The sequence below is a fragment of the Gottfriedia sp. OAE603 genome (assembly GCF_040543965.1).
Classification (GTDB): Bacteria; Bacillota; Bacilli; order Bacillales; family Bacillaceae_G; genus Gottfriedia; species Gottfriedia solisilvae.
Genome location: NZ_JBEUNN010000001.1, coordinates 1,736,292 through 1,762,913, shown reverse-complemented (window position 1 = coordinate 1,762,913; position 26,622 = coordinate 1,736,292). Strand labels below are relative to the sequence as shown.

Annotated in this window: 24 protein-coding genes and 1 other annotated feature; of the genes, 1 reads left to right on the top strand and 23 read right to left on the bottom strand. The window is 33.5% G+C overall.

Annotation, left to right across the window (positions count from 1 at the left end; genetic code table 11):
* Positions 1 to 14: 14 nt before the first annotated feature.
* The 13 genes from ABID96_RS08755 to ABID96_RS08695 form a co-directional block, all read right to left on the bottom strand.
* Positions 15 to 1,634 carry a long-chain-fatty-acid--CoA ligase gene (locus ABID96_RS08755; protein WP_192601667.1) on the bottom strand — a complete coding sequence of 540 codons (1,620 nt, stop codon included), beginning with the start codon at positions 1,632 to 1,634 and terminating at the stop codon, positions 15 to 17.
* Positions 1,635 to 1,687: 53 nt separating this feature from the next.
* Positions 1,688 to 2,440: an SDR family NAD(P)-dependent oxidoreductase gene (locus ABID96_RS08750; protein WP_192601666.1), complete on the bottom strand. Its 753-nt coding sequence runs from the start codon at positions 2,438 to 2,440 to the stop codon at positions 1,688 to 1,690.
* Positions 2,441 to 2,459: 19 nt separating this feature from the next.
* Positions 2,460 to 3,698 carry an acyl-CoA dehydrogenase gene (locus tag ABID96_RS08745; RefSeq protein ID WP_192601665.1) on the bottom strand — a complete coding sequence of 413 codons (1,239 nt, stop codon included), beginning with the start codon at positions 3,696 to 3,698 and terminating at the stop codon, positions 2,460 to 2,462.
* 73 nt (positions 3,699 to 3,771) lie between these two features.
* Positions 3,772 to 4,524 carry a 2-phosphosulfolactate phosphatase gene (locus ABID96_RS08740; RefSeq protein ID WP_377896810.1) on the bottom strand — a complete coding sequence of 251 codons (753 nt, stop codon included), beginning with the start codon at positions 4,522 to 4,524 and terminating at the stop codon, positions 3,772 to 3,774.
* 36 nt (positions 4,525 to 4,560) lie between these two features.
* A complete protein-coding gene (locus tag ABID96_RS08735; RefSeq protein ID WP_192601664.1) occupies positions 4,561 to 5,334 on the bottom strand; it encodes an SDR family oxidoreductase in 774 nt (257 codons plus the stop codon).
* A 285-nt stretch (positions 5,335 to 5,619) separates the two neighbouring features.
* Positions 5,620 to 6,276: an HAD family hydrolase gene (locus ABID96_RS08730; protein ID WP_192602056.1), complete on the bottom strand. Its 657-nt coding sequence runs from the start codon at positions 6,274 to 6,276 to the stop codon at positions 5,620 to 5,622.
* Between the two features lie 24 nt (positions 6,277 to 6,300).
* Positions 6,301 to 7,131: a DUF2785 domain-containing protein gene (locus tag ABID96_RS08725; protein ID WP_192601663.1), complete on the bottom strand. Its 831-nt coding sequence runs from the start codon at positions 7,129 to 7,131 to the stop codon at positions 6,301 to 6,303.
* Positions 7,132 to 7,210: 79 nt separating this feature from the next.
* Positions 7,211 to 7,756: a GNAT family N-acetyltransferase gene (locus ABID96_RS08720; protein WP_192601662.1), complete on the bottom strand. Its 546-nt coding sequence runs from the start codon at positions 7,754 to 7,756 to the stop codon at positions 7,211 to 7,213.
* 176 nt (positions 7,757 to 7,932) lie between these two features.
* Positions 7,933 to 8,661 (bottom strand): polysaccharide deacetylase family protein, encoded by a 729-nt coding sequence (locus ABID96_RS08715; protein ID WP_192601661.1) that lies wholly within the window; start codon positions 8,659 to 8,661, stop codon positions 7,933 to 7,935.
* Between the two features lie 279 nt (positions 8,662 to 8,940).
* A complete protein-coding gene (locus tag ABID96_RS08710) occupies positions 8,941 to 9,183 on the bottom strand; it encodes a DNA alkylation repair protein (RefSeq protein WP_087998249.1) in 243 nt (80 codons plus the stop codon).
* Between the two features lie 61 nt (positions 9,184 to 9,244).
* The gene (locus ABID96_RS08705) at positions 9,245 to 9,436 is read right to left on the bottom strand and encodes an NETI motif-containing protein (protein ID WP_087998250.1); all 192 of its coding nucleotides are present in this window, start codon (positions 9,434 to 9,436) and stop codon (positions 9,245 to 9,247) included.
* A gap of 95 nt (positions 9,437 to 9,531) precedes the next feature.
* Positions 9,532 to 10,254, bottom strand: coding sequence for a Bax inhibitor-1/YccA family protein (locus ABID96_RS08700; protein ID WP_192601660.1), 723 nt, complete (start codon positions 10,252 to 10,254; stop codon positions 9,532 to 9,534).
* Between the two features lie 127 nt (positions 10,255 to 10,381).
* Complete coding sequence (locus tag ABID96_RS08695; protein ID WP_087998252.1) at positions 10,382 to 11,767, bottom strand: glycine--tRNA ligase; 1,386 nt, start codon at positions 11,765 to 11,767, stop codon at positions 10,382 to 10,384.
* Between the two features lie 84 nt (positions 11,768 to 11,851).
* Positions 11,852 to 12,031, bottom strand: a binding site (T-box leader).
* Between the two features lie 218 nt (positions 12,032 to 12,249).
* Between ABID96_RS08695 and ABID96_RS08690 the strand changes: the two genes are divergently transcribed.
* A complete protein-coding gene (locus tag ABID96_RS08690) occupies positions 12,250 to 12,678 on the top strand; it encodes a hypothetical protein (RefSeq protein WP_192601659.1) in 429 nt (142 codons plus the stop codon).
* A gap of 46 nt (positions 12,679 to 12,724) precedes the next feature.
* Here the strand turns inward: ABID96_RS08690 and ABID96_RS08685 are convergent, their stop codons facing one another.
* The 10 genes from ABID96_RS08685 to ABID96_RS08640 all read right to left on the bottom strand — a co-directional run bounded on the left by ABID96_RS08685 (position 12,725) and on the right by ABID96_RS08640 (position 26,620).
* Positions 12,725 to 13,432 carry an ABC transporter ATP-binding protein gene (locus ABID96_RS08685; RefSeq protein ID WP_087998254.1) on the bottom strand — a complete coding sequence of 236 codons (708 nt, stop codon included), beginning with the start codon at positions 13,430 to 13,432 and terminating at the stop codon, positions 12,725 to 12,727.
* A 17-nt stretch (positions 13,433 to 13,449) separates the two neighbouring features.
* A complete protein-coding gene (locus ABID96_RS08680; RefSeq protein ID WP_192601658.1) occupies positions 13,450 to 14,220 on the bottom strand; it encodes an ABC transporter ATP-binding protein in 771 nt (256 codons plus the stop codon).
* 18 nt (positions 14,221 to 14,238) lie between these two features.
* Entirely contained in the window at positions 14,239 to 15,507 is a 1,269-nt protein-coding gene (locus ABID96_RS08675) for an ABC transporter permease subunit (protein ID WP_192601657.1), read from the bottom strand.
* A 9-nt stretch (positions 15,508 to 15,516) separates the two neighbouring features.
* Positions 15,517 to 16,500: a branched-chain amino acid ABC transporter permease gene (locus tag ABID96_RS08670; protein WP_192601656.1), complete on the bottom strand. Its 984-nt coding sequence runs from the start codon at positions 16,498 to 16,500 to the stop codon at positions 15,517 to 15,519.
* A gap of 203 nt (positions 16,501 to 16,703) precedes the next feature.
* The gene (locus tag ABID96_RS08665; protein WP_192601655.1) at positions 16,704 to 17,882 is read right to left on the bottom strand and encodes a branched-chain amino acid ABC transporter substrate-binding protein; all 1,179 of its coding nucleotides are present in this window, start codon (positions 17,880 to 17,882) and stop codon (positions 16,704 to 16,706) included.
* Positions 17,883 to 18,192: 310 nt separating this feature from the next.
* Positions 18,193 to 20,625, bottom strand: a complete 2,433-nt coding sequence (gene parC / locus ABID96_RS08660) for a DNA topoisomerase IV subunit A (RefSeq protein ID WP_192601654.1) — start codon at positions 20,623 to 20,625, stop codon at positions 18,193 to 18,195.
* On the bottom strand, positions 20,625 to 22,598 hold the full coding sequence (gene parE, locus ABID96_RS08655) for a DNA topoisomerase IV subunit B (protein ID WP_377896809.1): 1,974 nt from the start codon (positions 22,596 to 22,598) through the stop codon (positions 20,625 to 20,627). Before parE ends, parC begins: the two co-directional genes overlap by 1 nt.
* A gap of 440 nt (positions 22,599 to 23,038) precedes the next feature.
* The gene (locus ABID96_RS08650; protein ID WP_371870377.1) at positions 23,039 to 23,449 is read right to left on the bottom strand and encodes a CoA-binding protein; all 411 of its coding nucleotides are present in this window, start codon (positions 23,447 to 23,449) and stop codon (positions 23,039 to 23,041) included.
* A 95-nt stretch (positions 23,450 to 23,544) separates the two neighbouring features.
* A complete protein-coding gene (locus ABID96_RS08645; RefSeq protein ID WP_192601652.1) occupies positions 23,545 to 24,741 on the bottom strand; it encodes a S1C family serine protease in 1,197 nt (398 codons plus the stop codon).
* A gap of 76 nt (positions 24,742 to 24,817) precedes the next feature.
* Positions 24,818 to 26,620 (bottom strand): sensor histidine kinase, encoded by a 1,803-nt coding sequence (locus tag ABID96_RS08640; RefSeq protein WP_192601651.1) that lies wholly within the window; start codon positions 26,618 to 26,620, stop codon positions 24,818 to 24,820.
* Positions 26,621 to 26,622: the final 2 nt, after the last annotated feature.

Sequence of the window (26,622 nt, the reverse complement as noted above, 5' to 3'; positions counted from 1 at the left end):
TCCGATTTCGTACATTATACTGTTTTAGAATTTTCGGTTTCTCTCAGTGCTCTACGTAATATTTTTCCAACATTTGTTTTTGGTAATTGATCTCGAAATTCAATCATACTCGGTACCTTATAAGATGAAAGATTACATTGGCAATATTGTAGAATCTCATCCTCAGATGTATTTTCACCTACTTTTAGTACGATGACAGCTTTTACAGTTTCACCTCTATAAGTATCAGGTACACCTATGACTACTGCTTCTTGTACACTCGGGTGTTCATATAAGATTTCTTCTATTTCTCGTGGATAAATATTATACCCACTTGCAATAATCATGTCTTTTTTGCGGTCAACAATTGAAAGATATCCTTCATCGTCAATTCGTGAAATATCCCCTGTAAATAACCATCCATCTTTTAACGTATGAGCTGTCTCCTCAGGCATATTCCAATATCCTTTCATGACTTGTGGACCTTTTACAATTAATTCTCCAACTTCACCTACTGGAACTTCCACCGTACCTGTTGCTAGGTCTACAATTTTATAATCAGTCGAAGGTAGTCCAAAACCAACTGTACCCGGTTTACGTTCTGCAAATGCCGGATTACAATGTGTAGTTGGCGATGCTTCTGTTAATCCGTAACCTTCCAATATTTTTGCGCCCGTTTTCTTTTCAAATTGATGAATCAATTCTACAGGCATTGGTGCACTTCCACTATTGCAAACTTTAATACAGTCAATTCCATAATTTTCTGCATCTGGATGATTAATAATTGCAACATACATTGTAGGTACACCAGGAAAAAGCGTTGGTTGTTCATTTTTTATTGTTGTTAAAACCTCCATGACGTCAAAACGTGGAAGGATGATCATTTCATTTGCCATTAGAATTGAAAGATTCATACTTATGTTCATACCGTAGACATGGAAAAACGGAATAACCGTTAAACTCCGCTCCTTTGCAATCTCAATACTGCCTTTAAAGAATTCTTGAGATTGCATTACATTTGCTAATAAATTACGATGAGTAAGCATAACACCTTTGGATCTCCCTGTCGTACCACCTGTGTACTGAAGTACGGCGACGTCTTCACTTGGATCAATTGAAACAGGTAGTACAATTCCATTTCCTTCAGTTAAAAAGTTTTCGAATGTTGTATGACTATCAAAACCTTCTTTTGTTTGGGTTAAATTGACGACAATAACCTTACGTAGCTTTGTTTCAGGTAAAATAGCCTTTACTAGTGGATAAAGACTCCCTAATACAATCATTGTTTCTGATTCAGAATCATTTAACAAATGCTTGAGTTCTCGTGCTACACTCATAGGATTTACCTGAGTTACGATTGCACCTGCCGATAAAATTCCATAGAAAGAAATGACATATTGAGGACAATTTGGCAACATTATGGCTACTCGATCGCCTTTTTGGATACCGTTTTTTTGTAATGATGAGGCGAATGCCGTTACAGCGTTTTGAACGTCTTTAAATGACATCTTCTTATGATAGAAAGTAATACTTGTATGATTAGGATATTTTGAAACAGTATCTTGTAAGATTTGAGGAATTGTTTTGTCTGGAATTGTGATTTCTGGTGCAATATGCTGTGGATAGTGGGAATACCATATTTTATTCGAATTCATTTTATACCCTCCAATGTTATAAAAATCTATTCATTACATGAAACATGTAAACCTTAAAATATTAATCCCCCACCATCAACAGGTAGTGTAACACCTGTTATAAAAGAGGCTTCATCAGACGCTAAAAATAACGCGACAGCTGCAACTTCATCTGGATTCCCGACTCTTCCAAGTGCATTTGCTTTAGAAATAATCGGCCATTTTCGCTCATCTTTTTTCCACATATCAATAATATTTGTATCAATTACACCTGGGGCTATAGCATTAACTCTAATTTGATATTTTCCATACTCTAAAGCGGCATTTTGAGTTAATAATACAACCCCACCTTTAGACGCATTATACGCACTGACTAGTTTTCTACCTTTTAAACCTAGTAAGCTTGAAGTATTAATGATTACGCCATTTCCTGATTTGATTAATTCAGGCACAGCATATTTAATTCCTAAAAATACACTTTTTAAGTTAATATCTATGACAGAATCCCATTCATCTTCTTCTAAATCTACACTCCGAACCTCAGAGTTACCAACCCCTGCGTTATTAAACAAAATATCAAGTCCACCATATTCCTCTACAGTTACGCTTATCAAGTTTTTAACGCTATTTTTGTCACTTACATCTGTTTGAACAAAAATTGCATTCCCATTTTGCTCCCTAATGAGTCGAGCAGTTTCTTCCCCAGTTATTTCATTTCGATCAGCTATGACAATCTTTGAACCTTCTTTTGCGAACCTGATAGCAGTAGATCGACCGATTCCTCCTCCACCACCAGTTATGATTGAGACCTTATCCTTTAATCTCATGTTTTATCACCCATCATCTCTATTTTTCAACCGATACAAATTGATTAGATGTTTGGTATTTTCGTAGTTCAAGTTTAGCTATCTGTGCTCGGTGTACTTCATCTGGTCCATCAGCTAATCGTAATGTTCTTGCATTCGCCCATTGCGCTGCTAGAGTAAAGTCATTTGATACACCTGCTGCACCAAACGCTTGTATCGCACGATCAATCACATTAAGGGCCATTGAAGGAGCTACTACTTTAATCATCGCAATCTCCGCTTTTGCAGCTTTATTGCCGACTGTATCCATCATATATGCAGCCTTTAATGTTAGTAATCTAGCTTGCTCAATTTCAATTCTAGAGTTTGCAATCCATTCTTGAATCACACCTTGATTGGCTATTGGTTTTCCAAAAGCAATACGACTTTGAACGCGCTTACATAATTCTTCAAGTGCTCGTTCAGCTGCACCAATCAATCTCATACAGTGATGAATTCGTCCTGGACCTAATCGTCCTTGTGCAATAGCAAAGCCTTTACCTTCACCCCAAATCATATTACTTTTTGGAACTTTTACATTTGTGAAAGTAATTTCTGCATGACCATGTGGTGCATGATCATATCCGAAAACTGGTAGCATTCTTTCAATCTTTACACCTGGTGTATTTAATGGAACAAGAATCATAGACTGTTGTTCATGTCGGTTTGCTTCAGGATTTGTTTTTCCCATTACAATCGCAAGTTTGCAACGCGGATCCCCTGCTCCTGAAGACCACCATTTTCTCGCATTAATGATATAATAATCACCTTCATTTTGAATGCTCGCTTCAATATTTGTAGCATCGGATGAAGCAACATCAGGCTCAGTCATTGAAAAACACGAACGAATCTCACCTGATAGTAAAGGTGTAAGCCATCTTTCTTTTTGTTCTTCTGTTCCATATCTCTCTAAAACTTCCATATTCCCAGTGTCTGGTGCACTACAATTAAATACTTCTGGTCCAATTAATGAACGTCCCATAATTTCACATAATGGAGCATATTCTAAATTTGTTAACCCTGCCCCGTAGTTGCTATCCGGTAGAAATAAATTCCAAAGCCCTTCTTGTTTAGCCTTAGCCTTTAATTCTTCAATTATTGGAGGCACATCACTCCATCTTGTTTCTTGTTGATTCAATTGTTCTTCATATAATTGCTCATTTGGGTAAACATACTGATCCATAAATGTTTTCAATTTGTTCTGAAACTCTTGTACTTTTGATGAATATAAAAAATCCATTTACTCATCCCCTTCATACTAACTAGTTGGTATGTAGTTTATTTCATTACTAATCTTCTTCTAGAGAAATATATTAAAAAGCAGTTTTCTCAGAAAGTTTCACATCCACTATCCTTTTTCCATTTTCTAACATCGGTACAACGTTAAATATACTTTTTTGGCTTACAAAATGAAGTTCTGCTTCAAAACCAAAGTTCATCATCATTTTACCAACTCTAGATTCTGCTAATATCTCAAGCTCTTTCCCTTTAAAACTTCTATAAAAATGTAATGCGGCTAAGGAAGCATCAGTCATCTCTAATTGAATCGATTCACTTATAAGACAATCTATAAAATAACCCGCTCCATAAAAGTCTTCCATATTAAAATGGCCAAATGATCCTGCACAAACTAAAACAATTGTTTCATCATCATACGTTTGACGAATATGATTTACAACAGAGTTACTGTTCAGAATCGAAGCCGCATACACTTTTTTCGCAGCCTGTGCATTTTTAAGTGCGATTGTTCCATTTGTAGTAGATAATATGATTGTTTTGCCGTTTACTACACTTCTTAGCGCTAAAGGATTAGGCGAATGAAAACCGTCTAAAGTTGCACCATTATATTCTCCAATTAAAATCACTTCATTATTTTTTATTCCTTCTGATATTTCTACTGCTTCTTTTCCATTTAGTACAGGAATTACTTCTTTTGCTCCAAATTCCAACGTGGCAGTTATTGTAGAGGTAGCTAGTAAAATATCGAAAACAACAACCGTTTTATTCCCGCTTAGTTTTTGTTGATTCATTTCTTCTTTTTTCATTAATAAATGAATTTTTGTCATTATTAAACTCCTTTTTTACCAAGAAATCTCAACAAATTACATAACTGAAGAACCACCATCTACTACTAAAATTGCTCCTGTCACAAAGTCTGAAGCTGGTGCAGCTAAAAATAGTGCAGCCCCTTTTAAATCATTTTCAGATCCGAACTTTCTCAATGGTGTTCCCTCTAAGATTTCCTCACCACCATGTGCGATCACATCTTTTGACATCTTAGTTGGAAAGAAACCAGGTGCAATCGCATTTACATGAACACCACGCGAGCCCCATTTGACTGCCAAATCTCTTGTTAAATTAACAACTGCTCCTTTACTTGCACTATAGCCAACTGCATCTAAATATTTTGGATTTGTACCTTGCAATCCTGCAACAGAAGCAATGTTTATGATTTTGCCACTGTTTTGATCAAGCATGATTTTTCCTACTGCTTGAGACATAATAAATGTCCCAGTCACATTCACATTTAATACTTTATGCCAAGCCTCTAACGGCATATCTTCAGCAGGCGCACCCCAAGAAGCACCACTATTATTGACTAATATATCAATTCTGCCAAATTTTTCTTTCGTTTGATTGACTACATTTTGAACATCTTCAGGGTTTGTAACATCACATCTAATAGCTAGTGCTTCAACACCTATGCTTTTCAATTCTTCACTTACTTCTTTACAAGCATTTTCATTCCTAGAACACAAAACAACGTTTGCACCTGCTTCAGCGAAGCCTTTCGCAATCTGCTCGCCAAGACCTCTACCACCACCAGTCACAATTGCCACTTTACCAGTTAAGTCAAACAATTCTTTTACGTGCATTCCAATAACCTCCTAATTACGAAATAAAAAACGCTAAAGTAAAATTGTGTATGGATCAATGTCAAAAAAATAAAACATACATTAAGATACTAACCAGTCGGTATGTTGTAATTACATCATACAAAATAAATTCTGAATATTCAATAAAAAAATCTATAAATCTATCTTCGTTTAATATACTTATATTCAAATGAGTGACAATCCATACAAAAAACCATTTCTAATAAGTAGAAATGGCTTTTGTGTGAATGCAAACTATAAAAATTGATAATAATGATTTTAATACTATTCTATTATAGATAGATGATTGATGACATCTTCAAGCGACTTTTCAGCCATTGAAGATAGACGAAGACTATAATCTTCAAAAACTAAATTAGCTGTCACACTGTTTGGAACGATTACGCAATGTAACCCAGCCTTACGAGCTGCTAGTAAACCATTTAGTGAATCCTCAAATGCAATTGCTTCTGTTGCATCTATACCTAATGCTTCAATTGCTTTCAAATATAGCTCGGGATCTGGCTTTATGTCCAATACATCTTCTTTTGTTTTAATTACTTCAAAATAATCGTATATATTCATTTGCTTTAGAAATCCTTCAACCCATGCTCGAGAAGAACTAGATGCCAAGCCAATTTTTAGTCCTGTTTGTTTTGCCGCTTTTAAATAGTCTTCAACACTTTCTCTCAAGACAGGTTCTCCTAATTTCACCTGCACTAACGCCGAGACTTTACTTTCTAAAATTTCTTTATCAAATGGAATTGAACTATTTTCTTCAATATATGAAAATAGTACATCATCATGCGTTCCAACGACTTCTGAGAATTTATCAAGTGTTAATTGTATCTCGTAATCTACCAAAACTTCTTTATATGCCGCAAACCACACAGATTCTGTATCAATAATTAGACCATCAAAGTCAAAAATAATTGCTTTAATCACCTGTAATCCCCCTCTTTTAAATCATGAAGTATACCTATTTAGTTTTAACAAAATACTTGTGACCGTCTCCTTAAATGCTTCATCTTGGAAATCAACTCTAAAATATAGGCTACGTAAAAAATGCTTAGCATTTATTTTTATATAATAGTCAGTCATATAATCACCAGTTTTGTTAACTTTCTGGAATTGTTCAATCCACTTACATATTTCTTCACTAGATAATACATTACGTTTTAAAATTGAATTAGCTGCTGTTACTAATCTTTCATCTTCTTCACAATCAAACACATTTTGAGCTTCCATCGCTCTAAATAAGATTAGTTCTAATATTGTTCTTAGATCATTTTCGTTTAAGTCATTACATTTTGCAAGTTCATCTAAGCAATCAGCTAAATGAGCTACTGAATGAGCCCAGCCTTTTTCTTCAACATAACCACGGACATCATTTTCACTTTTCGCAAATAAAAATACGTTCTCCTTTACAAGTTCTAACTCTTCGATTGGAATGAATTGTTTTTCATTATGCTTCAGTAAAATAGCCGCTATGATTAATACAGAAAATGCTCTTGTAAAAACTGAATCCGTATTCGTTTCACCTAATCCAAACAATAAATGTTCATCATCTATACTAACCTGTAAAAATTCTCTTAATTCATCGGCCATAAATACATCATTTTTAATCCACTTAGAAAACGTTGAATAAATTAAATCGTCTCGTAAATATGGATTAACAGAACCAATGTGATCTAACATTTGTTTTGCGATTTCATAATAACTTTCATTTTTTGGAATCATATAATCATTTTCTCTGATAATTTCAAGCTGCTTTTTTAAATAATGTTCATTTTTCATTTTATTCACCTTTACATCTTACCTTCTTATTTTTTTATTTTTTGTGAACGAATCCATTCATCCTTAGATTAATTTAAGTTCATTCATTTTCCCAATCCGACTTCAGTAATGAATAGACGAATACATCATGTGAATCTTCATTTTGATAAATATAGCCCCTTAAAAGTCCTTCCTTTTGAAAGCCGAATTTTTCAATTACTTTAGAAGACGCAATATTCTTAGGAAAAATAACTGCCCCGATACGGAATAATAATAGCGTCTGAAAGCAATATGTAATGACTTCATTAATGGCCTCTGACATAATACCTTTACCCCAATAAGTTGGAAGTAAATCATAACCGATTTCCGTTCTCTTTCCTGATAGGATTAAATTGTTTAATCCTATCGTCCCAATCAAATGATTTGAATCCTTCTCAACGATTCCCCAACGCATTCCTTGTTTATTTTCAAACCTAATTCTGAAAGATTCAATCATTACTTTTGCTTGGGATTCATTTGTAAAAGGACTCATCCCATAATATTTTGTAACATCTTCATTAGAAAAAATTTGATAGACCTCATCAAGGTGTTTGTCTTCTATTTCTACTAACAATAAACGGTTCGTTTCTAATATTGGAAAAGTCATCAAATCACTCCATTTTCATTAATATTTATTTACTTAGGTCAAAATTCTACTTCACAAATGTTATGTATATACAAATTTTACCATATACTTATGAATATTGGTTATTTTCAGAAAATCACAATCGAAATTCTATACAAAAAAAACGATTACAATTAGTAATCGCCTGAGTTTGTAGATTATTCCACAATTTTAGCAAACTCATCTATAGTTGTAGAATACTTAATATAAATACGAGGTAATAAATAGTTTTCATCTTTCTTTCCTTTTTCTACGTAAAGTTCTGGAATCGTTGTAATTCCATACTTATAGTACTTCTTGGTTTCTTCAATAACTTTTTTATCGTACAAACTATAAGGATACGCTAAAGCAATGACGGGTTTATTCGTAATGGCTTGTATTTTCTTTTTCGATTCATTTAATTCATATTCATAATTTGTTATTTTTGTTAAATTTGGATGGGTTGCAGTATGAGATTGAATTGAAAACATGCCCGAATCAACCATCTTTTTCAAATCTGATTTTGACAACCTATTTGACCAATCAATATAATCAGAAATCACAAAAAGCGTTCCAGTTGGTTTAAATTGATCATCCTTTAATTTTTGAAATATCGAAAAAGCATTTAAATTATTTTTATAACCGTCATCAAAAGTAATGAAAATCGGTTTCTTTACTTTATTCCGATTCTTCCAATCTTCAAAAGTTAATAAAGTGAAACCATGTTGCTTTAAATACAACATTTGTTTTTCAAATTCTTTAGGATGCACATAAAGATCCTCAACACCATGTCCCGTAAATTCATCAATGGAATGATAAATGAGGATTGGTATTTTTTTCTGAGCAAAAACCTTTGAAGGCTGACACGTAATAACTAGTAAAAATAACAATAAAACAATCTTTTTCATAGAATTCCTCACTCTTCAATATCGTCATGATTAGTATTCCTAATATCCAAAAATCTATTAGTTTCTTCAAAGATAGAAAGTGAATATGACTATTTCTGTATCGGTTCTTGAGTTTCATACGTATTATTAACGGGTTTAAAATTTTAATCGTAAATACTCTGTAATAAAGTTAGTCTTTCTAATTTCTCACATATATCTACATAAGAAAAAAGACATTGAATTGTTGTTCAATGTCTTCTTTCACTATTTTTTTAATTTTATAATTAGGAAATCATATTACTACATAGAATCTGCAGCCTTCTCAAATAATACACTTTGTTCAATGACACCACATGCACCACATTGAACTAAGTATTCAGGCCCTTTATAAGGCACATAAAATGGGTCTAGCCCACCTGAGATATATTCTTCTTGTTCAATATCACCGCTTTGTGCATTTAATTTTACAGCCTTTGGGTGTTGTTCGATTAAATAAAATCTCGTTTTATTTGTTTTACAGCGTGGACATGCTAATTTAGACATATTTTCACCTCATTTAATTCATATAAGGTTACTTTTCCATAATTTTACTAATTTTATTCATCTATTTATTAATCTTTCCTTCAAATACGATTTTTCTACCTGAAGGTTCAATTTCAATTTTACCATTAATCATTTGCTCTGAAAAAATTGGAACTTCCATTCTTTTAACTGGCGTATACCCTTCTGCTTCCATTCTCTTTAAACAATCATTAATTGTTTCATGTTCTAATACTTCAAATTTTTTCTTACTCATTGTATAACCCTACTTTCTAACAAAATTTGGTGCTTTAAATCTTATGTAGAAAAAACCTTACTTCCATCACAGAGTAAGGTTTTTAGCTAAATATGTTAATTTCTAAGTCTTGATAGAAATCTTAACGCTTCAACATAAATCCAAATGACAGTAACTAATAGACCAAATGCACAATACCATTCGAAATGTTTAGGTGCACCATGTTTTATGCTAGATGTGATCAAATCAAAGTCTAAAAATAGATTAAGTGATGCAATGATTAAGATTGCTAAACTTACTATTAAGCCAATCGTACCAGATTGATGCATAAATGGAACTGGTACATGGAATAGTTGTAGAATCATTGTTAGTAAGTAAAATATTAATACGCCAAATGTTAAACCAATTACAATTGATCTAAATCGATGTGTAACTTTCACGATGCCAGTTGCGTAGCAAATTAATGTACCAGCAATAATAGCAATTGTTAATAATGCAGCCTGTAAAACAATCATTCCGTAAGTTGCTTCATATACAGCTGAAATATTTCCTATTAATATCCCTTCAACAGCAGCATAAATAGGTGTTGTAATCGGAGCAATTCTAGGTGAAAAGCTTGTTACTAAACCGATTATAAAAGCAAAAATTAAACAACCAATAAACACCTTAGGACTTAAAGTACCCGTTACTGTTAAATAATAAGAGTATCCAGCAGTAGCGATTAGCATGATTAATGCAATTAACGCTTTACGAATCGTTCCACCCAATGTCATCGCTTTTTCTGAATGCCTAGCCTTTGTTAATTGTTCAGAATTTAAAATCGGATTCGAACTCCCCATCGAAACTCCTCCTTGTTTTTTATACATTGATTTTACCATTTTTAGTATTTTAATGAAAATTTAAACAAGCTTTATTAAAATATATGAAAAAAGATGTCCAAAAGGACACCTATTTTCTAAAAAAGTATTAAAACTTAATTTTGTTTGCTAAGAATGATTGAAGTTCACTAATTGCCACACGTGTTTGTTCCATTGTATCACGATCACGAACAGTTACTTTTCCATCTTCAATTGACTCAAAATCGTAAGTGATACAGAATGGCGTACCAATTTCATCTTGACGACGGTAACGTTTACCAATTGAACCAGTTTCATCGAAATCTACATTGAAATCTTCAGCTAAAGCTGCAAATACTTCTTGTGCATTTTCAGATAATTTTTTTGATAAAGGTAAAATTGCCGCTTTATATGGCGCTAATGCCGGATGTAATCTCATAACAGTACGAGAAGTTCCATCTTCTAATGCCTCTTCCTCATAAGCATCAATTAAAAATGCTAAAGTAACACGGTCAGCACCTAATGATGGCTCAATACAATAAGGAACATATTTTTCATTCGTAATTGGATCATGGTACGTAAAGTCTTCAGTTGAAAACTCCATATGCTGTTTTAAATCATAATCTGTACGAGATGCTACACCCCATAGCTCGCCCCAACCAAATGGGAATTTGTATTCGAAATCTGTTGTCGCATTACTATAATGTGATAATTCATCTTCACTATGGTCTCTTAAACGAAGATTATCTTCTTTCATACCTAATGATAATAACCACTTATTAGCAGTTTCTTTCCAATACGTAAACCACTCAAGCTCTTCACCTGGCTTACAGAAGAATTCAAGTTCCATTTGTTCAAATTCACGAGTACGGAACGTGAAATTTCCTGGTGTAATTTCGTTACGGAAACTTTTACCGATTTGAGCAATACCAAATGGTACTTTCTTTCTCATCGTACGTTGAACATTTTTAAAGTTAACGAAAATACCTTGTGCTGTTTCTGGGCGTAAGAAAATTTCATTTGTACTTGATTCAGTAACACCTTGGAAAGTTTTAAACATTAAATTAAATTGACGAATATCAGTAAAATCATGACTTCCGCAATCTGGACAAGCTATGTTATGTTCTTGAATTAACTTAGCCATCTCAGTAAATGGTAGCCCATCAACGATAATTTCCATACCTTTTTCATCAAGTGCATTTTCAATTAATTTATCAGCACGGTGACGAGCCTTACAATTTTTACAATCAATCATCGGGTCATTAAAATTACCAATATGACCAGAAGCTTCCCAAGTACGTGGGTTCATTAAGATTGCAGCATCTAAACCAACATTATATGGACTTTGCTGAACAAATTTTTTCCACCAAGCTTTTTTAACATTGTTTTTTAATTCAATTCCTAATGGACCATAGTCCCAAGTATTTGCTAATCCACCATAAATTTCTGATCCTGGAAAAACAAATCCACGATGCTTTGCATGACTTACAATGACTTCCATAGACTTTTCTGACATTTTTTTTGCCTCCATTTTTCATTCGATTCTATTTGAAAATGCAAGAATGAAAATAAAAAAGCTCTCATCCTTAGGCATTTTCTGCCTAGGGACGAGAGCTGTATATGCACCCGCGGTTCCACCCTAGTTGACAATTTTAGAAATTGTCCACTTTCAAACATAACTCAAGAATGCCTTTCACTAAAGGTTTTGATTGAGCTTCCACCGTCCTCAATTCGCTATGCAAATATTGCTTTAGTTACTTCTTTCCATCAACGTTATAACTTATGTAATAATAATATGGTCTTAGTTTATCAAAGTGACAACTATTCCGTCAAACATTATTATTATCTTTTCTTAATGAAATAATACCATGAATTTTTTGAATATTTAACGAGAATCATTCATGTAAAGATAATATCTTTACAGTATTCTGATTAATTGGTATGATAGAAAAGTTGTTTTAAAAATATACCTATTTTCTGAAGAAGGGAGTGCTAGTTTTGAGTAGCAGCATATTTTTTAAGAAAAAGAAACGATCAGCAGTTTTGCTTGATAAACATCATTCCATTCGTTTATTAAAAACGAACAAAAAACGAATCGTAAATAAGAGAAATAATAAAATAAAAGGATTCGAACAAATCTTAGTACAAGAATTAAACGATGAAATGATTTCAACTTCAAATAGTACGGTAAATGAAATTTCTGAACAAAAAGGAAATATCACGATTGAAAAACTTCCAGTAACATTTCTTCTAAAGCTTGGAAAAGAGTTTTTCTCAGATTTAGAAGCAGTGAAGTACTATTATAATAGCAATCAAGAAAACTATTATAAAAATCGTAGTTTACTAGAAGAGACATTACAATCTTCTATTAATCAATCATCTGTAGATGTTCAAGCGAAAATTGCGGAATTTATTGCTAACAAATAATGATCAAAAAAAGTGCCATTTGTAATCAATACAAATGGCACTTTTTTTATGCTAAGTAGGCTTTCTTAATTTCTTCGTTATTCATTAATGTTTTACCTTCACCAACCATTTGGATTTCTCCTGTTTGAATTACATATCCACGATGTGCAATCTGTAATGCTTGGTAGGCGTTTTGTTCAACTAATAAAATCGTCATCCCTTGCTTGTTTAATTGCTCGATGATCTCAAATATTTGTTCAACAATGATCGGCGCAAGTCCCATTGATGGTTCATCTAGCATTAAAAGTGAAGGTCCCATCATTAATGCCCTACCAATTGCAAGCATTTGTTGTTCTCCACCACTCATCGTACCACCTTTTTGGTTAATACGTTCTTTCAGTCTTGGAAAATAATCAAACGCCATTTCCATTCTGGCAGCTATTAGTTTTTTATCTTTTACTGAGAAAGCACCCATTTCTAAATTTTCTTTTACAGTCAATTTAGAAAAGATTCTTCTTCCCTCAGGTACATGAGCAATCCCCTTCAAGGCAATTTCATGAGATTGTAGTTTTACAATATTCTCACCTTTATAAATTAGCTCTCCAGTTTTTGGTTTCACTTGACCACTTATCGTTTTTAATGTAGTAGATTTTCCAGCACCATTACTTCCAATTAACGTAACGATTTCACCTTCATTTACATCAATATTAATATTTTTCAGTGCTTGAATACCACCGTAAAAAGAGTTAATTTCTTTTAATTGTAATAGCGTCATTTTTTTTACTCCTTTCACTATGCAGTAGTCACTGCACTTTTTCCAAGATATGCTTCGATTACTTTTTGGTTATTTCTGATTTCTAGTGGTTTTCCTTCCGCAATCTTTTCACCATGATCTAAAACGAAAAGATATTCAGAAATTTCCATTACTAGCTTCATATCATGCTCAATCAGAACGATTGTTAAATTTAAATCATCTCGCATTTGATAAATTAGATCTGTTAGTTCTTTTGTTTCTTTTGGATTCATACCAGCTGCTGGTTCATCTAAAAGTAGAATACTTGGCTTTGAAGCTAGTGCACGTGCGATTTCTAAACGTCTTTGTGCTCCATAAGAAAGACTAGAAGATTCTTCATTATAAACATCGCTAAGACCTACATATTCTAACCATTTATAAGCTTCTTTCATTGCAGCTTTTTCAGCTTTTTTATAGCCAGGTAAATGGAATAGTGTTGAAATTACACCGTATTTTAAGTGTTGATGCATTCCCACCATCACGTTTTCTAACGCAGTCATACTACTAAAAAGTCGAATATTTTGAAACGTACGAGCAATTCCTTTTTTAGACACTGCGTGCGGCTTCAATCCGACTAAACTCTCTTCTCCTAGAAGAATTTCTCCGCTTGTTGGTGTATATACACCCGTAATCATATTAAAAAATGTTGTTTTACCTGCTCCATTTGGACCGATTACCGCGGTAATTGAACCTTTTTGAATTTCGATATTTACATTATTTACAGCAGTTAATCCACCGAAACTTTTCGTTAAATTATTTGTTTTTAACATTTTTGTTTGCCTCCTCTCCTAAACTGAAACTGAACTTTGGTTTTCATCTATAACTGTTTCATCTACTACATCTTCTTTTGGAACAACCTTATTTCTGGCAGGTAATAAACCTTGCGGCCTAAAGATTGCGACTAAAATTAAGATTAAACCAAATATCATTCGTTGCATTTTAGAAGGAGAAAGTGCAGATGGAATATTTAGTACTCCATCTAATGTTAATTGATTTAAATAATTGGTTACTTCTGTTAAAACTTGTAAGTTTAGAATTGTAACAAGTGAAGCTCCTAAAATTACGCCAGGTACACTACCCATTCCTCCAAGAATTACCATAACTAGAATTGTAATTGACTCTAGTAAAGTAAAGTTTGTTGGATCGATGAACATTTGTTTCGCTGCGAATACAACTCCCATCATTCCTGAAAACGATGCACCGATTGCAAACGCGATTAATTTCGTTCTAACTAAGTGAATACCTGAAGCTTGTGCAGCAATTTCATTTTCACGAACTGCTTGCCAAGAGCGTCCAAGCTTGGAGTCTTGTAATCTTGTAACCCCTAAAATAACAACCGCAAGTACGACAAGTACTACATAATAGAACTGACTTGAATCACTAATTACATAACCAAATATTGTTGGTGATGGAATTGAAGAAATACCTTGTGCTCCACCTGTAATATTTACCGGTTTATCTAAGTTATTAAAGACAATACGAATAATTTCACCAAACCCAAGTGTAACGATTGCTAAATAATCCCCTTTTACACGAAGTACTGGAATTCCTAATAAAACACCTGCAATCGCTGCGATAATCCCACCAATAATGATGAAAACCCAAAATGAACTTCCAGAGAATGGTAAGAAATCTAATTTCAAGAAATTCTGTACTTGATTTGTTGAAAAAATTGCATAAGTATAAGAGCCAATCGCAAAAAATGCTACGAATCCTAAATCTAATAATCCAGCAAGTCCAACTACTACATTTAATCCAAGTGCCATGGCTACATAAATTCCAACTAGCGTTGCAACACCCATATATGATTCAAATGCAGAGCCTTGTGAGGCTGCAAATGGCATTACAAGTGTAAGAATCAGAATGCCCAGACTCCATTTCAGCTTTACTGGAAAGTTTGTTTTATATAATAGAAAAAGTGAAAATAAGATTAATAAAAATGCAGTTACAGATTCTTGTAAAAGGAACAGACCTAATACTGTTACAACGATATAGGAAGTTAAGAATATTGCTTGTAGCTTATTTGACTGTTTTACTTGTGCAAATAAATTATTCATATGATCCACCTACACTTTCTCTGCCACTGGTTTACCGAATAAACCTTCTGGCTTAAAGATTAGGACTAGAATTAAAATACCAAACGCAAATACATCTTTATACTCTGAAGGGAAAATACCATGTGTAATCGTTGATAAATTTGCCGCTGCAAACATTTCAATAATACCAATTAAAAATCCGCCGACCATTGCACCACGAATATTTCCAATTCCACCTAATACAGCTGCTGTAAATGCTTTTAACCCTAAAATAAATCCGATATAAGGATCGATTGTATTGTACTGTAAAGCAAAAAGAACACCCGTTGCCCCACCTAATGCAGAGCCAAGGAAAAATGTTAAAGAGATAACTTTATTAACATTCACTGACATTAATGATGCAGTTTCACGGTCTTGTGCTACTGCTCGCATTGCTGTTCCCCATTTTGTTTTATTGATGAAGTAATCTAATGAAATCATCATTACAACTGCAACAACAAGGATAATGATCGATGCTGATTTTATTTGGGCATTTCCAAATGAGGATAATATAGAACTAGTTTTAATTTGATGTTGTCCAGCAAATAGTGATGGACCAGTAATAATGTAATTTCCTTCTTTTAATTCAGCAATAAAACGAACGATATCTTGTAATAAGAATGAAATACCGATTGCTGTAATTAATGTAATTAGTTTTGGTGCTTTACGTAGTGGTCGATATGCGACACGCTCGATTCCCATACCGAGGAAACCTGTTAATACAGAAGCGATAATTAATACAATTGCTAATAATAATATAGCTGGTAAACTACTTAAAAAACCAAGTCCAGTAAAAGTGATTAATACTGCTGTACCAATAAATGCACCTGCCATAAATATTTCACCATGGGCAAAGTTAATCAATTCGAGTATTCCATAAACCATTGTGTATCCTAGTGCAACAATTGCATAAACAGCCCCTAAGACAAGTCCATCAATTAATACTTGAGGCAGTGTATGGATTATTTCATTCATGTACGTACCCTCCTATAGATAGTAATATTCGTTATTTCGATGTTCAAAAACTGACATGTTTTTTACGATATTTAGAGAAAAAGAGTATCACGATATACGAGATACTCTTTTCTTTCACTAACATCCTTCAACCTACATCGTCGTTTGCAATTAATCATTGCTTTCGGCTGATCGGAGGTATATTAAGGCGCTAGCTTTACTAATTATTTAGTAACTTCGCCTACTTGAGTACCAGGGTATTTAGCTTCTTTAAATGTATAGATGAATACTTTAGCGAATTTGTTGTCCCCTTTATCATCAAAGCCAACTTCTGTTACTACACCTTTATAATCTTGAATTGCACGAACAGCAGCAGCTACATCTTCACGAGATGGAGTTTTACCATCGCTATTTTCAATTGCGTCTTTTAAACCTTCTAATAATACGCCAGCTGAATCATATCCGTAAGAAGAGAAAGACTCAATGTTTTTCTTGAATTTCGCTTTATAGTCTTCTGCGAATTTTTTACCATTATCAGTTTTTAATGTATCTCCAGCTACTGAAGTGTAGTAGAAGTTTTTAACAGCATCTCCAGCGATGTCTACTAAGCCTGAAGAGTCCATTCCATCTCCACCCATGAATGGCATATTTAATTCTTTATCACGAGCTTGTTTTAATAGAATTCCACCTTCAGCGTATAGACCACCGAAGAATACTAGATCAGGATTTTTTGCTTTAACGTTGTTTAATACTCCGTTAAAGTCTTTATCGCCAACTGAAATACCTTCTTCTCCAAGAATTTCAGCACCTAATTTCTCAGCAGCAGCTTTAAATTCGTTTGCTAAACCAGTACCATAAGCAGTTTTATCTTGAATGATAAAGATTTTTTTAGCTTTTAACTCATTAACTGCGAACTCTGCTCCAGCAGGTCCTTGGAAGTCATCACGAGCACAGATACGGTTAACTACGCTTAATCCACGATCTGTTACTTCATTAGCAGTATTTGAAGGTGAAACCATTACAAGATGATCCTTTTCATATTTTACTGAAGCTGGGATCGCAACACCTGAGTTTAAGTGTCCAACAACACCTAAAATTGCTTTATCAGCTCCTAATTGCTCAGCATTTGCTACACCTTTTTTCGGATCTCCTTGATCATCATAAGGAACAAGCTTCAAATCAAATCCTAATTTTTTAAATGCTGCCTTTTGATCATCTAAAGCTAATTGTGCGCCTAGTTTAATTGAATCACCTAAAATTGCACTATTACCAGAAAGTGGTGTATTTGTTGCAATTTTGATAACTGTATTTCCATCTTTCTCACCGCCATTGTTACAACCAGCTAAAATTCCCGCCGCTAATGATGCAGATGTTAAAATTGCAAAACCTTTTTTCAATACCATTATGTACTTCCCCCTTAATAACTTATTTTTTAGAAAATTTCAAATACTTAAGAAAATAGTAAGCGAAATTTTTGTATTAAACAAGTTCTTTTGGTTCAAAATATTTCGACAATTCTGTCGATTGCTTGTTATTTTAGGAATATATTACCATTTAATAGTCAAAAATCTCCTATTTTCTATAAATTCTAGCTATTGAAAAGCCATATTTAATCGCTATTTTCAAGTATTTTGCTCTTAAAGAATAATTTTTCTTTTATACGACAATTTCCGACAAAAAAACCTATTCCAGATTTATGGAATAGGTTTTTTTTTAGTTATTTTCTTCTTTTTTGTAGCGAATGATTGTTTTAATTTCTCCTGCTTCATCTGTATCCATAATAAATGATCCGTTACTATATTGATCACTATGACGAATACCTGTAGGATCGACCATTTCAAATTGACCTGATTTACTTAAAATTGCAAACATATCATTCTCGTTAATCGTATAAACACCAATTAACTGGTGAGGATTGTTTTTCAAATCTCTAATGATTTTTGCACCTCTAGTTCCTCTTGAACTTTGAGGTATTGTATCTAATTTCATTTTCTTTACTGCTGCTCGATGAGTGGCACAGAATATATCTTTTACCGATTCTGAAACGATATCAGCTGAAACGACATAATCTTCATCTTTTAAATTAATTCCTTTAACGCCACCAGCTCTTAAACCTTGGACACTAATTTCGTCTACTTTAAATAACAGTGTATAACCATTACTTGTTGCTAGTAAAACGCGGTCTGTCTCACCGGAAACCCCTGCATAAATTAATGCATCATCATTCTTGATCGACATTCCAACAAGTGGTTTAGAATATCTCTGCACCTTTAATTGGCTAATACTTGTACGTTTCACGATACCATTTTTCGTTACAAATAATATAAAATCTTTATTCTCTTCAAAATTATTTACAATCGTTGCAGAAAGAATAGCTTCATCACGTTCAATTGGAATGATATTGGCTATATGTTGTCCCATGTCTTTCCATCTGATATCTTGCATTTCATGTATTGGTAAATATAAATAATTCCCTTTTGAAGTAAACAAGATTAAAGTATCTGTCGTAGTACTTTCTTTTTGATAAATTAAACGATCTCCTTCTTTCATTCCATAATCCTTACCATTTGAGGCAGAATATGACCTTGGAGTTGTACGTTTAACATATCCTTCGCTTGTAACGGTGATAATGACATCTTCTTGTGCAATAATGTCTTCTCTTACAATTTTAATTTCTTCAATTTCACCTTCAATCGTAGAACGACGATCATCAGCATATGTTTGTTTAATTTTCTTTAAATCTGTTTTAATAACTGTTAAAAGCTTTGTTTCACTATTTAAAATTGTTTCTAATTGCTCTATTTTCTTGTTTAACTCCGCTGCTTCTTCTTGAAGTGCAGTGATATCTGTATTCGTTAATCGATATAACTGTAACATTACAATTGCTTCAGCTTGTTGTTCAGTAAAGCTATACTGAGCTATTAATTTATCTTTAGCATCACGTTTATCGTTTGCAGAACGAATAGTCGAAATAACTTGATCAAGTATAGATAAAGCTTTCATTAACCCTTCTACAACATGTGCTCTAGCTTTTGCTTTTCGCAAATCATACTTTGAACGATTCGTAACAACTTCTTTTTGGTGCTCAATATACGCGTCTAAAATAGCAGGTAATGACATTTGCTTTGGCGTACGATTGTAAATCGCAACCATATTAAAGTTATATGGAATTTGAAGTTCAGTATTTTTATATAAATAATTTAAAATCGCTTCATTATTCGCATCTTTTTTCAATTCGATAACAATGCGTAGTCCTGTGCGATCAGTCTCATCACGAACCTCTGTAATGCCATCGACTTTTCGATCAAGTCGGACTTCATCTATCTTTTTTACTAAATTTGCTTTATTAACCTCAGCAGGAATTTCAGTAATGATTAATGCTTGTTTCCCACCACGTATATCTTCCGTATGTACACGGCTTCTAATAATAATTTTACCTTTACCTGTTTCATACGCTTTTCTAATGCCATCGACACCTTGAATAATCCCACCTGTTGGGAAATCTGGACCATGAATAACAGTCATTAGATCATCAACAGAGCAATTTTTACGATCAATTCTCATAATTGTCGCATCAATTACCTCTCCAAGATGATGTGAAGGTATTTCTGTTGCGTAACCTGCAGAGATCCCTGTGCTTCCATTCACTAATAAATTAGGGAACATTGAAGGAAGAACAACCGGTTCCATACTTGTGTCATCAAAGTTCGGAACAAATTCAACTGTTTCCTTATCAATATCACGTAATAGTTCACTAGCAATCGCAGATAATCTAGCTTCGGTATAACGCATTGCAGCTGGTGGATCCCCATCAATACTTCCGTTATTACCATGCATTTGAACTAATACATTTCTTAATTTCCAATCCTGACTTAAGCGTACCATTGCATCATATACTGATGTGTCCCCGTGAGGGTGGTAATTACCGATTACATTACCAACAGTTTTTGCTGATTTACGGTAAGGCTTATCTTGTAAGTTTCCTTCATAAAACATAGAGTATAAAATACGTCTTTGAACTGGTTTTAAGCCATCTCTAGCATCAGGTAATGCACGTTCTTGAATAATGTATTTACTGTATCGTCCAAAACGATCACCTAAAATATCTTCTAAAGGGATATTATATAACTTTTCTGATGATACCATCAGTCTTCGCTCCCTTCTGATTCGACCTCAACTTGTTCGTTATTTAAAATTTTATCTTCTTCATCTAAATCAAACACAACATTTGATTCAATCCACTTACGTCTTGGCTCAACTTTATCACCCATTAGCGTAGTGACTCGACGATCTGCTCTAGCCGCATCGTCAATTTTCACACGAATAAGCGTTCTCGTAACTGGGTCCATAGTTGTATCCCAAAGTTGGTCGGCATTCATCTCACCAAGACCTTTATATCGTTGTAAAGTATATCCTTTACCAACCTTCTTAATAGCATCTTGTAAGTCTACTTCAGACCATGCATATTCGATTACTTCTTTTTTACCTGATCCTTTGCTCACTTTATATAAAGGTGGAAGCGCGATGTAAACCTTACCTGCTTCAACCAGAGGTTTCATATAGCGATAAAAGAATGTCAGTAAAAGCACTTGAATATGTGCTCCATCAGTATCCGCATCGGTCATGATGACAATTTTGTCGTAATTCACATCATCTATTTCAAAGTCAGAGCCTACTCCTGCACCAATTGCATGAATGATTGTATTAATCTCTTCATTTTTCATGATATCAGCTAGTTTTGCTTTTTCTGTATTGATAACTTTTCCACGTAAAGGTAGAATCGCTTGAAAACGACGATCTCGTCCTTGCTTCGCACTTCCACCAGCTGAGTCACCCTCAACTAGGTAAAGCTCATTTTTTTGAGGATTTCGCGATTGAGCAGGCGTTAACTTCCCGCTTAATGAAGTTTCAGAACGTTTTCTTTTTTTGCCACTTCTCGCTTCTTCACGTGCTTTCCTAGCCGCTTCTCTAGCTTGAAAAGCTTTTACAGCTTTTCGCACAAGTGAAGTTGCAATATCTGGATTTTCTTCTAAGAAATATGCAAGTTGATCAGATACAACTGAGTCTACAGCAGATCTCGCCTCACTAGTTCCTAGCTTCCCTTTCGTTTGTCCTTCGAATTGAAGTAGCTCTTCTGGAATTCTCACCGAAACGATTGCCGCTAATCCTTCACGAATATCCGCGCCTTCAAGGTTTTTATCTTTTTCTTTTAAGATATTAACTTTTCTAGCATACTCATTAAATGCTCTTGTAAGTGCAGTTTTTGCACCAACCTCGTGAGTTCCTCCATCTTTTGTTCGAACATTGTTTACAAAGGATAGCATTGTTTCGGAGTATCCATCATTGAACTGAAAAGAAAATTCAACCTCGATTTTATTTTGAATACCATCAAAGAATACAACCGGATGGATCGTTTCTTTTCCTTCATTTAAGTAGCTAACAAACGCTTCGATACCGTTTTCATAATAAAACTCTTCGAATGCATCGTGACGTTCATCTTTAATTGTAATTTTTAATCCTTTTAATAGGAATGCAGATTCTCTTAAACGCTCACATAGCGTATCAAAATTATAGTTAGTTGTACTAAATATTGTTGGGTCTGGTTTAAATGAAATGTTTGTACCAGTTTTTTTTGATTTTCCAACGATTTCTAATGAAGTAACTGGTTTACCACCATTTTCAAATCGTTGTTTAAAAATAGATCCATCACGATGGATTTCTACAACAAGCCATTCTGATAATGCATTAACAACTGAAGCACCAACACCGTGTAAACCACCACTTGTTTTATAGCCGCCTTGTCCGAATTTTCCACCTGCATGCAAAACAGTTAAAATGACTTCTGGGGTAGGTTTACCCATTTTATGCATTCCAGTTGGCATTCCTCGACCATGGTCTCTTACAGTTAAGCTATTATCTTTATGTATAATCACATCTATTTGAGTTCCGTGACCCGCTAACGCTTCATCTACGGAATTATCTACGATTTCGTAAACTAAATGGTGTAGACCTCTACTATCTGTGCTACCAATGTACATTCCTGGACGTTTACGTACTGCTTCTAAACCTTCCAGTACCTGTATCGCATCTTCGTTATATGCTGTTTCATTCTTTGCCAACACCATTTCTCCTTTCCATATTACACCTTACATAAGAACATCCGTTCCATTATATCATATACCGGATTAAAATGTTTCTTCTAATCGTTCATGTTAATGGTTTTTTCGTTAACTTACAAGTCGTTGTTCAAAAAAATAGTTAAATTGTCCTTTTTTTATCGGAATTTTTTTAAATAGTTAAAATTTTTTAATCTTTCTAATTTCATCGTATTTTCTCTTTAGAAACTAAAAACTCACTGGGTTACAGTGAGTTCATAGTAGACAAAATATTAAAAAATAGATATTCAGACTAATTGAAAACGCTTGTCTTTCGAGGCGTAAAGGCTGGTGAGGAGCGGAGTTACCTTAGACGGTAATGAGCACCGCAGACAGACGAAACAACGAAGAAAGCGAGCGTTTGTCTATAGTCTGAACTCACTGGGTTAAAGTGAGTTTTCGTTCTATCTTGTCATAGCATGTTCTACTTTAATACAACGATTCATAATAACTGTTTTGCCATTAGCTTTTAGTAATTCATAAGCTTCTTCATTTTCTATACCTAGTTGTGCAAAGAACACATCACAATCTATTTTTAGAAAATCCTCAGCAACCGGCAAAAGATGCTCTGGTCTTCTAAAAACATTTACAATATCTACTTTTTCTTTAAGATCTAATAAACTTGGTACTGCTTTTTCTCCTAACACAGTGTCAACTGTAGGATTGACTGGGATGATTTTATAACCAGCGTCTTGCATTGCTTTACTTACCATGTAAGACGTTTTAGAGGAATCCGCTGAAAGTCCAACAACTGCAATAACTTTACTGTTTTTTAGAATTTGGCCTATTTCTTCTCTAGATGGGTATTTACTCATTATCTAATCACCCTTTCATTTACATAAATAAGCGAAAAGAGCAATCTCTTCGCTTATTCGTTATATATTCATCTTATTTTGTAAAAAATTTCCTGTCAATTACTTGATGCTAGTGTCAAAGTTAAATCTTGTTTTTTACCATCGCGGTAGAAAGTTACTTTTAATTTATCGCCGACTTTTTTATGAGAATATAAGTATTCTCTAATTGCAATTACATCTTCAATTGGTTGATCATCTAATTCGACAATGACGTCTAATTGTTGTAACCCCACTTTCGCAGCAGGAGTTCCTGGATCTACATGAGTTACTACTGCACCTCTCGTAACAGATTCAGGTAATTTTAGAGATTCTTCAATATTAAATTGTGGGATTTCTTCTAAAGCTTTTAACCCTACTCCCATTACTGGACGTGTTACTTCGCCGAATTTTTCTAGCTGGTCAAAAACCGGTTTTGCTATATTAATTGGAATTGCAAAACCAATCCCTTCAACTGATTGCTCTGCTATTTTACTCGAGTTAATACCGATTAACTCACCCTTCGCATTAATTAATGCACCACCGCTATTACCTGGATTAATTGCTGCATCAGTTTGAATAACTTGTGTTTGGTAATCTGCTACTCCATCACCATCAATATCTTGTGGGATTTCACGCGCTTTACTACTTACAATACCTTGTGTTACGGTGCTTTCTAAAAACCCAAGTGGATTCCCGATTGCGATCGCTGTTTCACCTACATTAATTTTTTCAGAATCTCCTAAATTAGCAACATTTGTAACATATTTAGCATCTATAGCTACGACAGCTAGATCTAATAATTCATCAGTTCCAACTAGTTTAGCATCCACTAATTTACCATCGGCCATTTTCACCTTTAGTTGTTTTGCACCTGATACAACATGGTTATTTGTTGCAACTAATGCTTTATTTCCGACCTTTTTATAGATTACCCCAGAGCCAGAACCAGCTTCTTGAGTGTCCATTGAAAAAGGATTTGAAGATTGATAATTATTAACACCAACTACAAATTTACGAGCAGTTTGAATTGTTGAAGTAACATCTTCGCGTGATACGTTAATGACTTGTGCTGGAGTTTGGTTTTCATTTCCAATTTCAGATTCGTTTGTTGTATTAATTAAATTGGGAGAAACAAGTGAAATCGTTACAGCTCCAATTACTGCACCAATAAAACCTGTTAATACATGTGATCCGCCTCTTCTGCCTTTGTTATATCGTTTATTGTTATGATCATGATTATCATTTCTTAAATCTGTTTCATCATAATATCCCATATTTATTGCCTCCAATATGTAATAAATTATCTTGATATTAATTTACCCTAGCAATGTGTATTTACTGTGAACTTTTTTAACTATTTTGGAATTTTTTTAGAAAAAATGAAAATTCTACTCCATCTTCTTTATTATGGACGTTAATTTTTGAATGATGTAAATCTACTATTGTTTTTACAATGGCTAAACCTAAACCCGTTCCACCACTTTGCCTATTTCTAGATTCATCAATTCGATAAAAACGATCCCAAATTTTATCAATCTTGTCAGCTGGGATTGGATTTCCTTCATTAAAAATAGAAATGTTTATACGATCATGATCATCTTTTAAGTTCACAATAATATCACTTCCAGGTTTACCATAATGGATTGCATTCGAAAGGATATTAATTAGGACTTGCTCAATTCTTCTTTTTTCACCACTAACAAGTGTATCTTCTTCTAAATTAGAAATCAGTTTACATCCATTATGCGTTTTTTTATGATCACAAATTCTATTTATCACATTTAGGGCAGACTCTACAATTAAGAAAGGTTCACTTTTCAGCTTATAAGTACCAGATTGCAGTTTCGATAGTTCCAACATATCTACTACTAAATCATTCATACGATCTACTTCTTCTAGTATTACATCTGCATAATAACCATTTTTCTCAATGTTTAATCCATCTTTTAAACCTTCTGCATAACTTTGTACAATACTTAACGGTGTTTTTAGCTCATGAGATACACCACTTATAAATTCTTTTCTAGTTTGTTCAAGCTGTTTTTCTTTTTCAATATCTTTTATTAATCTTTCATTTGCCTGCTGTAGATTATCGATCGTCAATGCAAGATTTTCAGACAATGTATTAATTGATTTTGACAGTTCTCCTATCTCATCCTCTGACTGTATGTTTATTTTCTCATTAAAATTTAACTTCGCTAATTGATTCGTCACAGCATTCAATTTAAGTAATGGTTTTGTAATGACTTTAGAGTAATAAAATGAAACGACAATAATGAGTAACAAACCAATCATAAATGCGTATAAATAAAAATCTTTTAATACATACATCGCCTCGTTTACGGGTTGAAGTGATGTCATGGCAAATATGACCTCATTATATCCTTGCTCAGTTTTTAAAGGATATATCAAGACTTTATTGTCTAATCCATTTACTTTATCTAAATAATTAAACGTAAGAGGATAGTCTTTTACTGTATAATTAGAAAAGTCTTCATTACTCTTTGTCCATTCTGTGATTGCTTGCATTAACGAGTTCATTTGAGCTGAATACGAATACTGATTTGCTAATGGTAAATGTAAATCGACAACTTTACCCTTTATCTCAATATTGATTAAGTCATTCAAATCATTATTTTGTGTAGACAATTTTACAGGATTAGCTGAAGGATTTTCTTCCTTCCATTCACCAAATTTAGTTTTAATATACATTGGAATAAAATAGTCATCTTCTATATATCCTCTAATGACGATATTCTCATTCTCTCTAATTCTCAAACTTAAAATTTCTTCAATTTGATCAGAATACAGTAAATTATTTAAAGGTACATATACTTTTTTACCTGTTGTTGTCTGTACTGTTAAATCAAAATTATTCTCAGCTTTTAAAATACCTTTACGATCTAATACCGCCAAAGAAGTATTATATTTGGTAAAGAATCTTGTTAATTCATTTTGAAACTGTTTGTCAGATAAGTTTCCTTTTTCATATGTATGAACAAATTCCTTTAATTCTTCAGAGACTATATCAATTTTCTTTTTCGTATAAAATCCTTGTAGAAAAACTGACTGTCCAACGAACACAATCATTAAAAACACAATTAACAAAACAGTGATTGATAAAAAAAGCTTTCTTACAATACTCTTTTTCATCC

Coding starts and splice junctions, on each gene's coding strand:
- ABID96_RS08755 (WP_192601667.1), bottom strand. CDS start 1,634: ATGAATTCGAATAAAATATGGTATTCCCACTATCCACAGCATATTGCA.
- ABID96_RS08750 (WP_192601666.1), bottom strand. CDS start 2,440: ATGAGATTAAAGGATAAGGTCTCAATCATAACTGGTGGTGGAGGAGGA.
- ABID96_RS08745 (WP_192601665.1), bottom strand. CDS start 3,698: ATGGATTTTTTATATTCATCAAAAGTACAAGAGTTTCAGAACAAATTG.
- ABID96_RS08740 (WP_377896810.1), bottom strand. CDS start 4,524: ATGACAAAAATTCATTTATTAATGAAAAAAGAAGAAATGAATCAACAA.
- ABID96_RS08735 (WP_192601664.1), bottom strand. CDS start 5,334: ATGCACGTAAAAGAATTGTTTGACTTAACTGGTAAAGTGGCAATTGTG.
- ABID96_RS08725 (WP_192601663.1), bottom strand. CDS start 7,131: ATGAAAAATGAACATTATTTAAAAAAGCAGCTTGAAATTATCAGAGAA.
- ABID96_RS08720 (WP_192601662.1), bottom strand. CDS start 7,756: ATGACTTTTCCAATATTAGAAACGAACCGTTTATTGTTAGTAGAAATA.
- ABID96_RS08715 (WP_192601661.1), bottom strand. CDS start 8,661: ATGAAAAAGATTGTTTTATTGTTATTTTTACTAGTTATTACGTGTCAG.
- ABID96_RS08710 (WP_087998249.1), bottom strand. CDS start 9,183: ATGTCTAAATTAGCATGTCCACGCTGTAAAACAAATAAAACGAGATTT.
- ABID96_RS08705 (WP_087998250.1), bottom strand. CDS start 9,436: ATGAGTAAGAAAAAATTTGAAGTATTAGAACATGAAACAATTAATGAT.
- ABID96_RS08700 (WP_192601660.1), bottom strand. CDS start 10,254: ATGGGGAGTTCGAATCCGATTTTAAATTCTGAACAATTAACAAAGGCT.
- ABID96_RS08695 (WP_087998252.1), bottom strand. CDS start 11,767: ATGTCAGAAAAGTCTATGGAAGTCATTGTAAGTCATGCAAAGCATCGT.
- ABID96_RS08685 (WP_087998254.1), bottom strand. CDS start 13,432: ATGACGCTATTACAATTAAAAGAAATTAACTCTTTTTACGGTGGTATT.
- ABID96_RS08680 (WP_192601658.1), bottom strand. CDS start 14,220: ATGTTAAAAACAAATAATTTAACGAAAAGTTTCGGTGGATTAACTGCT.
- ABID96_RS08675 (WP_192601657.1), bottom strand. CDS start 15,507: ATGAATAATTTATTTGCACAAGTAAAACAGTCAAATAAGCTACAAGCA.
- ABID96_RS08670 (WP_192601656.1), bottom strand. CDS start 16,500: ATGAATGAAATAATCCATACACTGCCTCAAGTATTAATTGATGGACTT.
- ABID96_RS08665 (WP_192601655.1), bottom strand. CDS start 17,882: ATGGTATTGAAAAAAGGTTTTGCAATTTTAACATCTGCATCATTAGCG.
- parC (WP_192601654.1), bottom strand. CDS start 20,625: ATGGTATCATCAGAAAAGTTATATAATATCCCTTTAGAAGATATTTTA.
- ABID96_RS08650 (WP_371870377.1), bottom strand. CDS start 23,449: ATGAGTAAATACCCATCTAGAGAAGAAATAGGCCAAATTCTAAAAAAC.
- ABID96_RS08645 (WP_192601652.1), bottom strand. CDS start 24,741: ATGGGATATTATGATGAAACAGATTTAAGAAATGATAATCATGATCAT.
- ABID96_RS08640 (WP_192601651.1), bottom strand. CDS start 26,620: ATGAAAAAGAGTATTGTAAGAAAGCTTTTTTTATCAATCACTGTTTTG.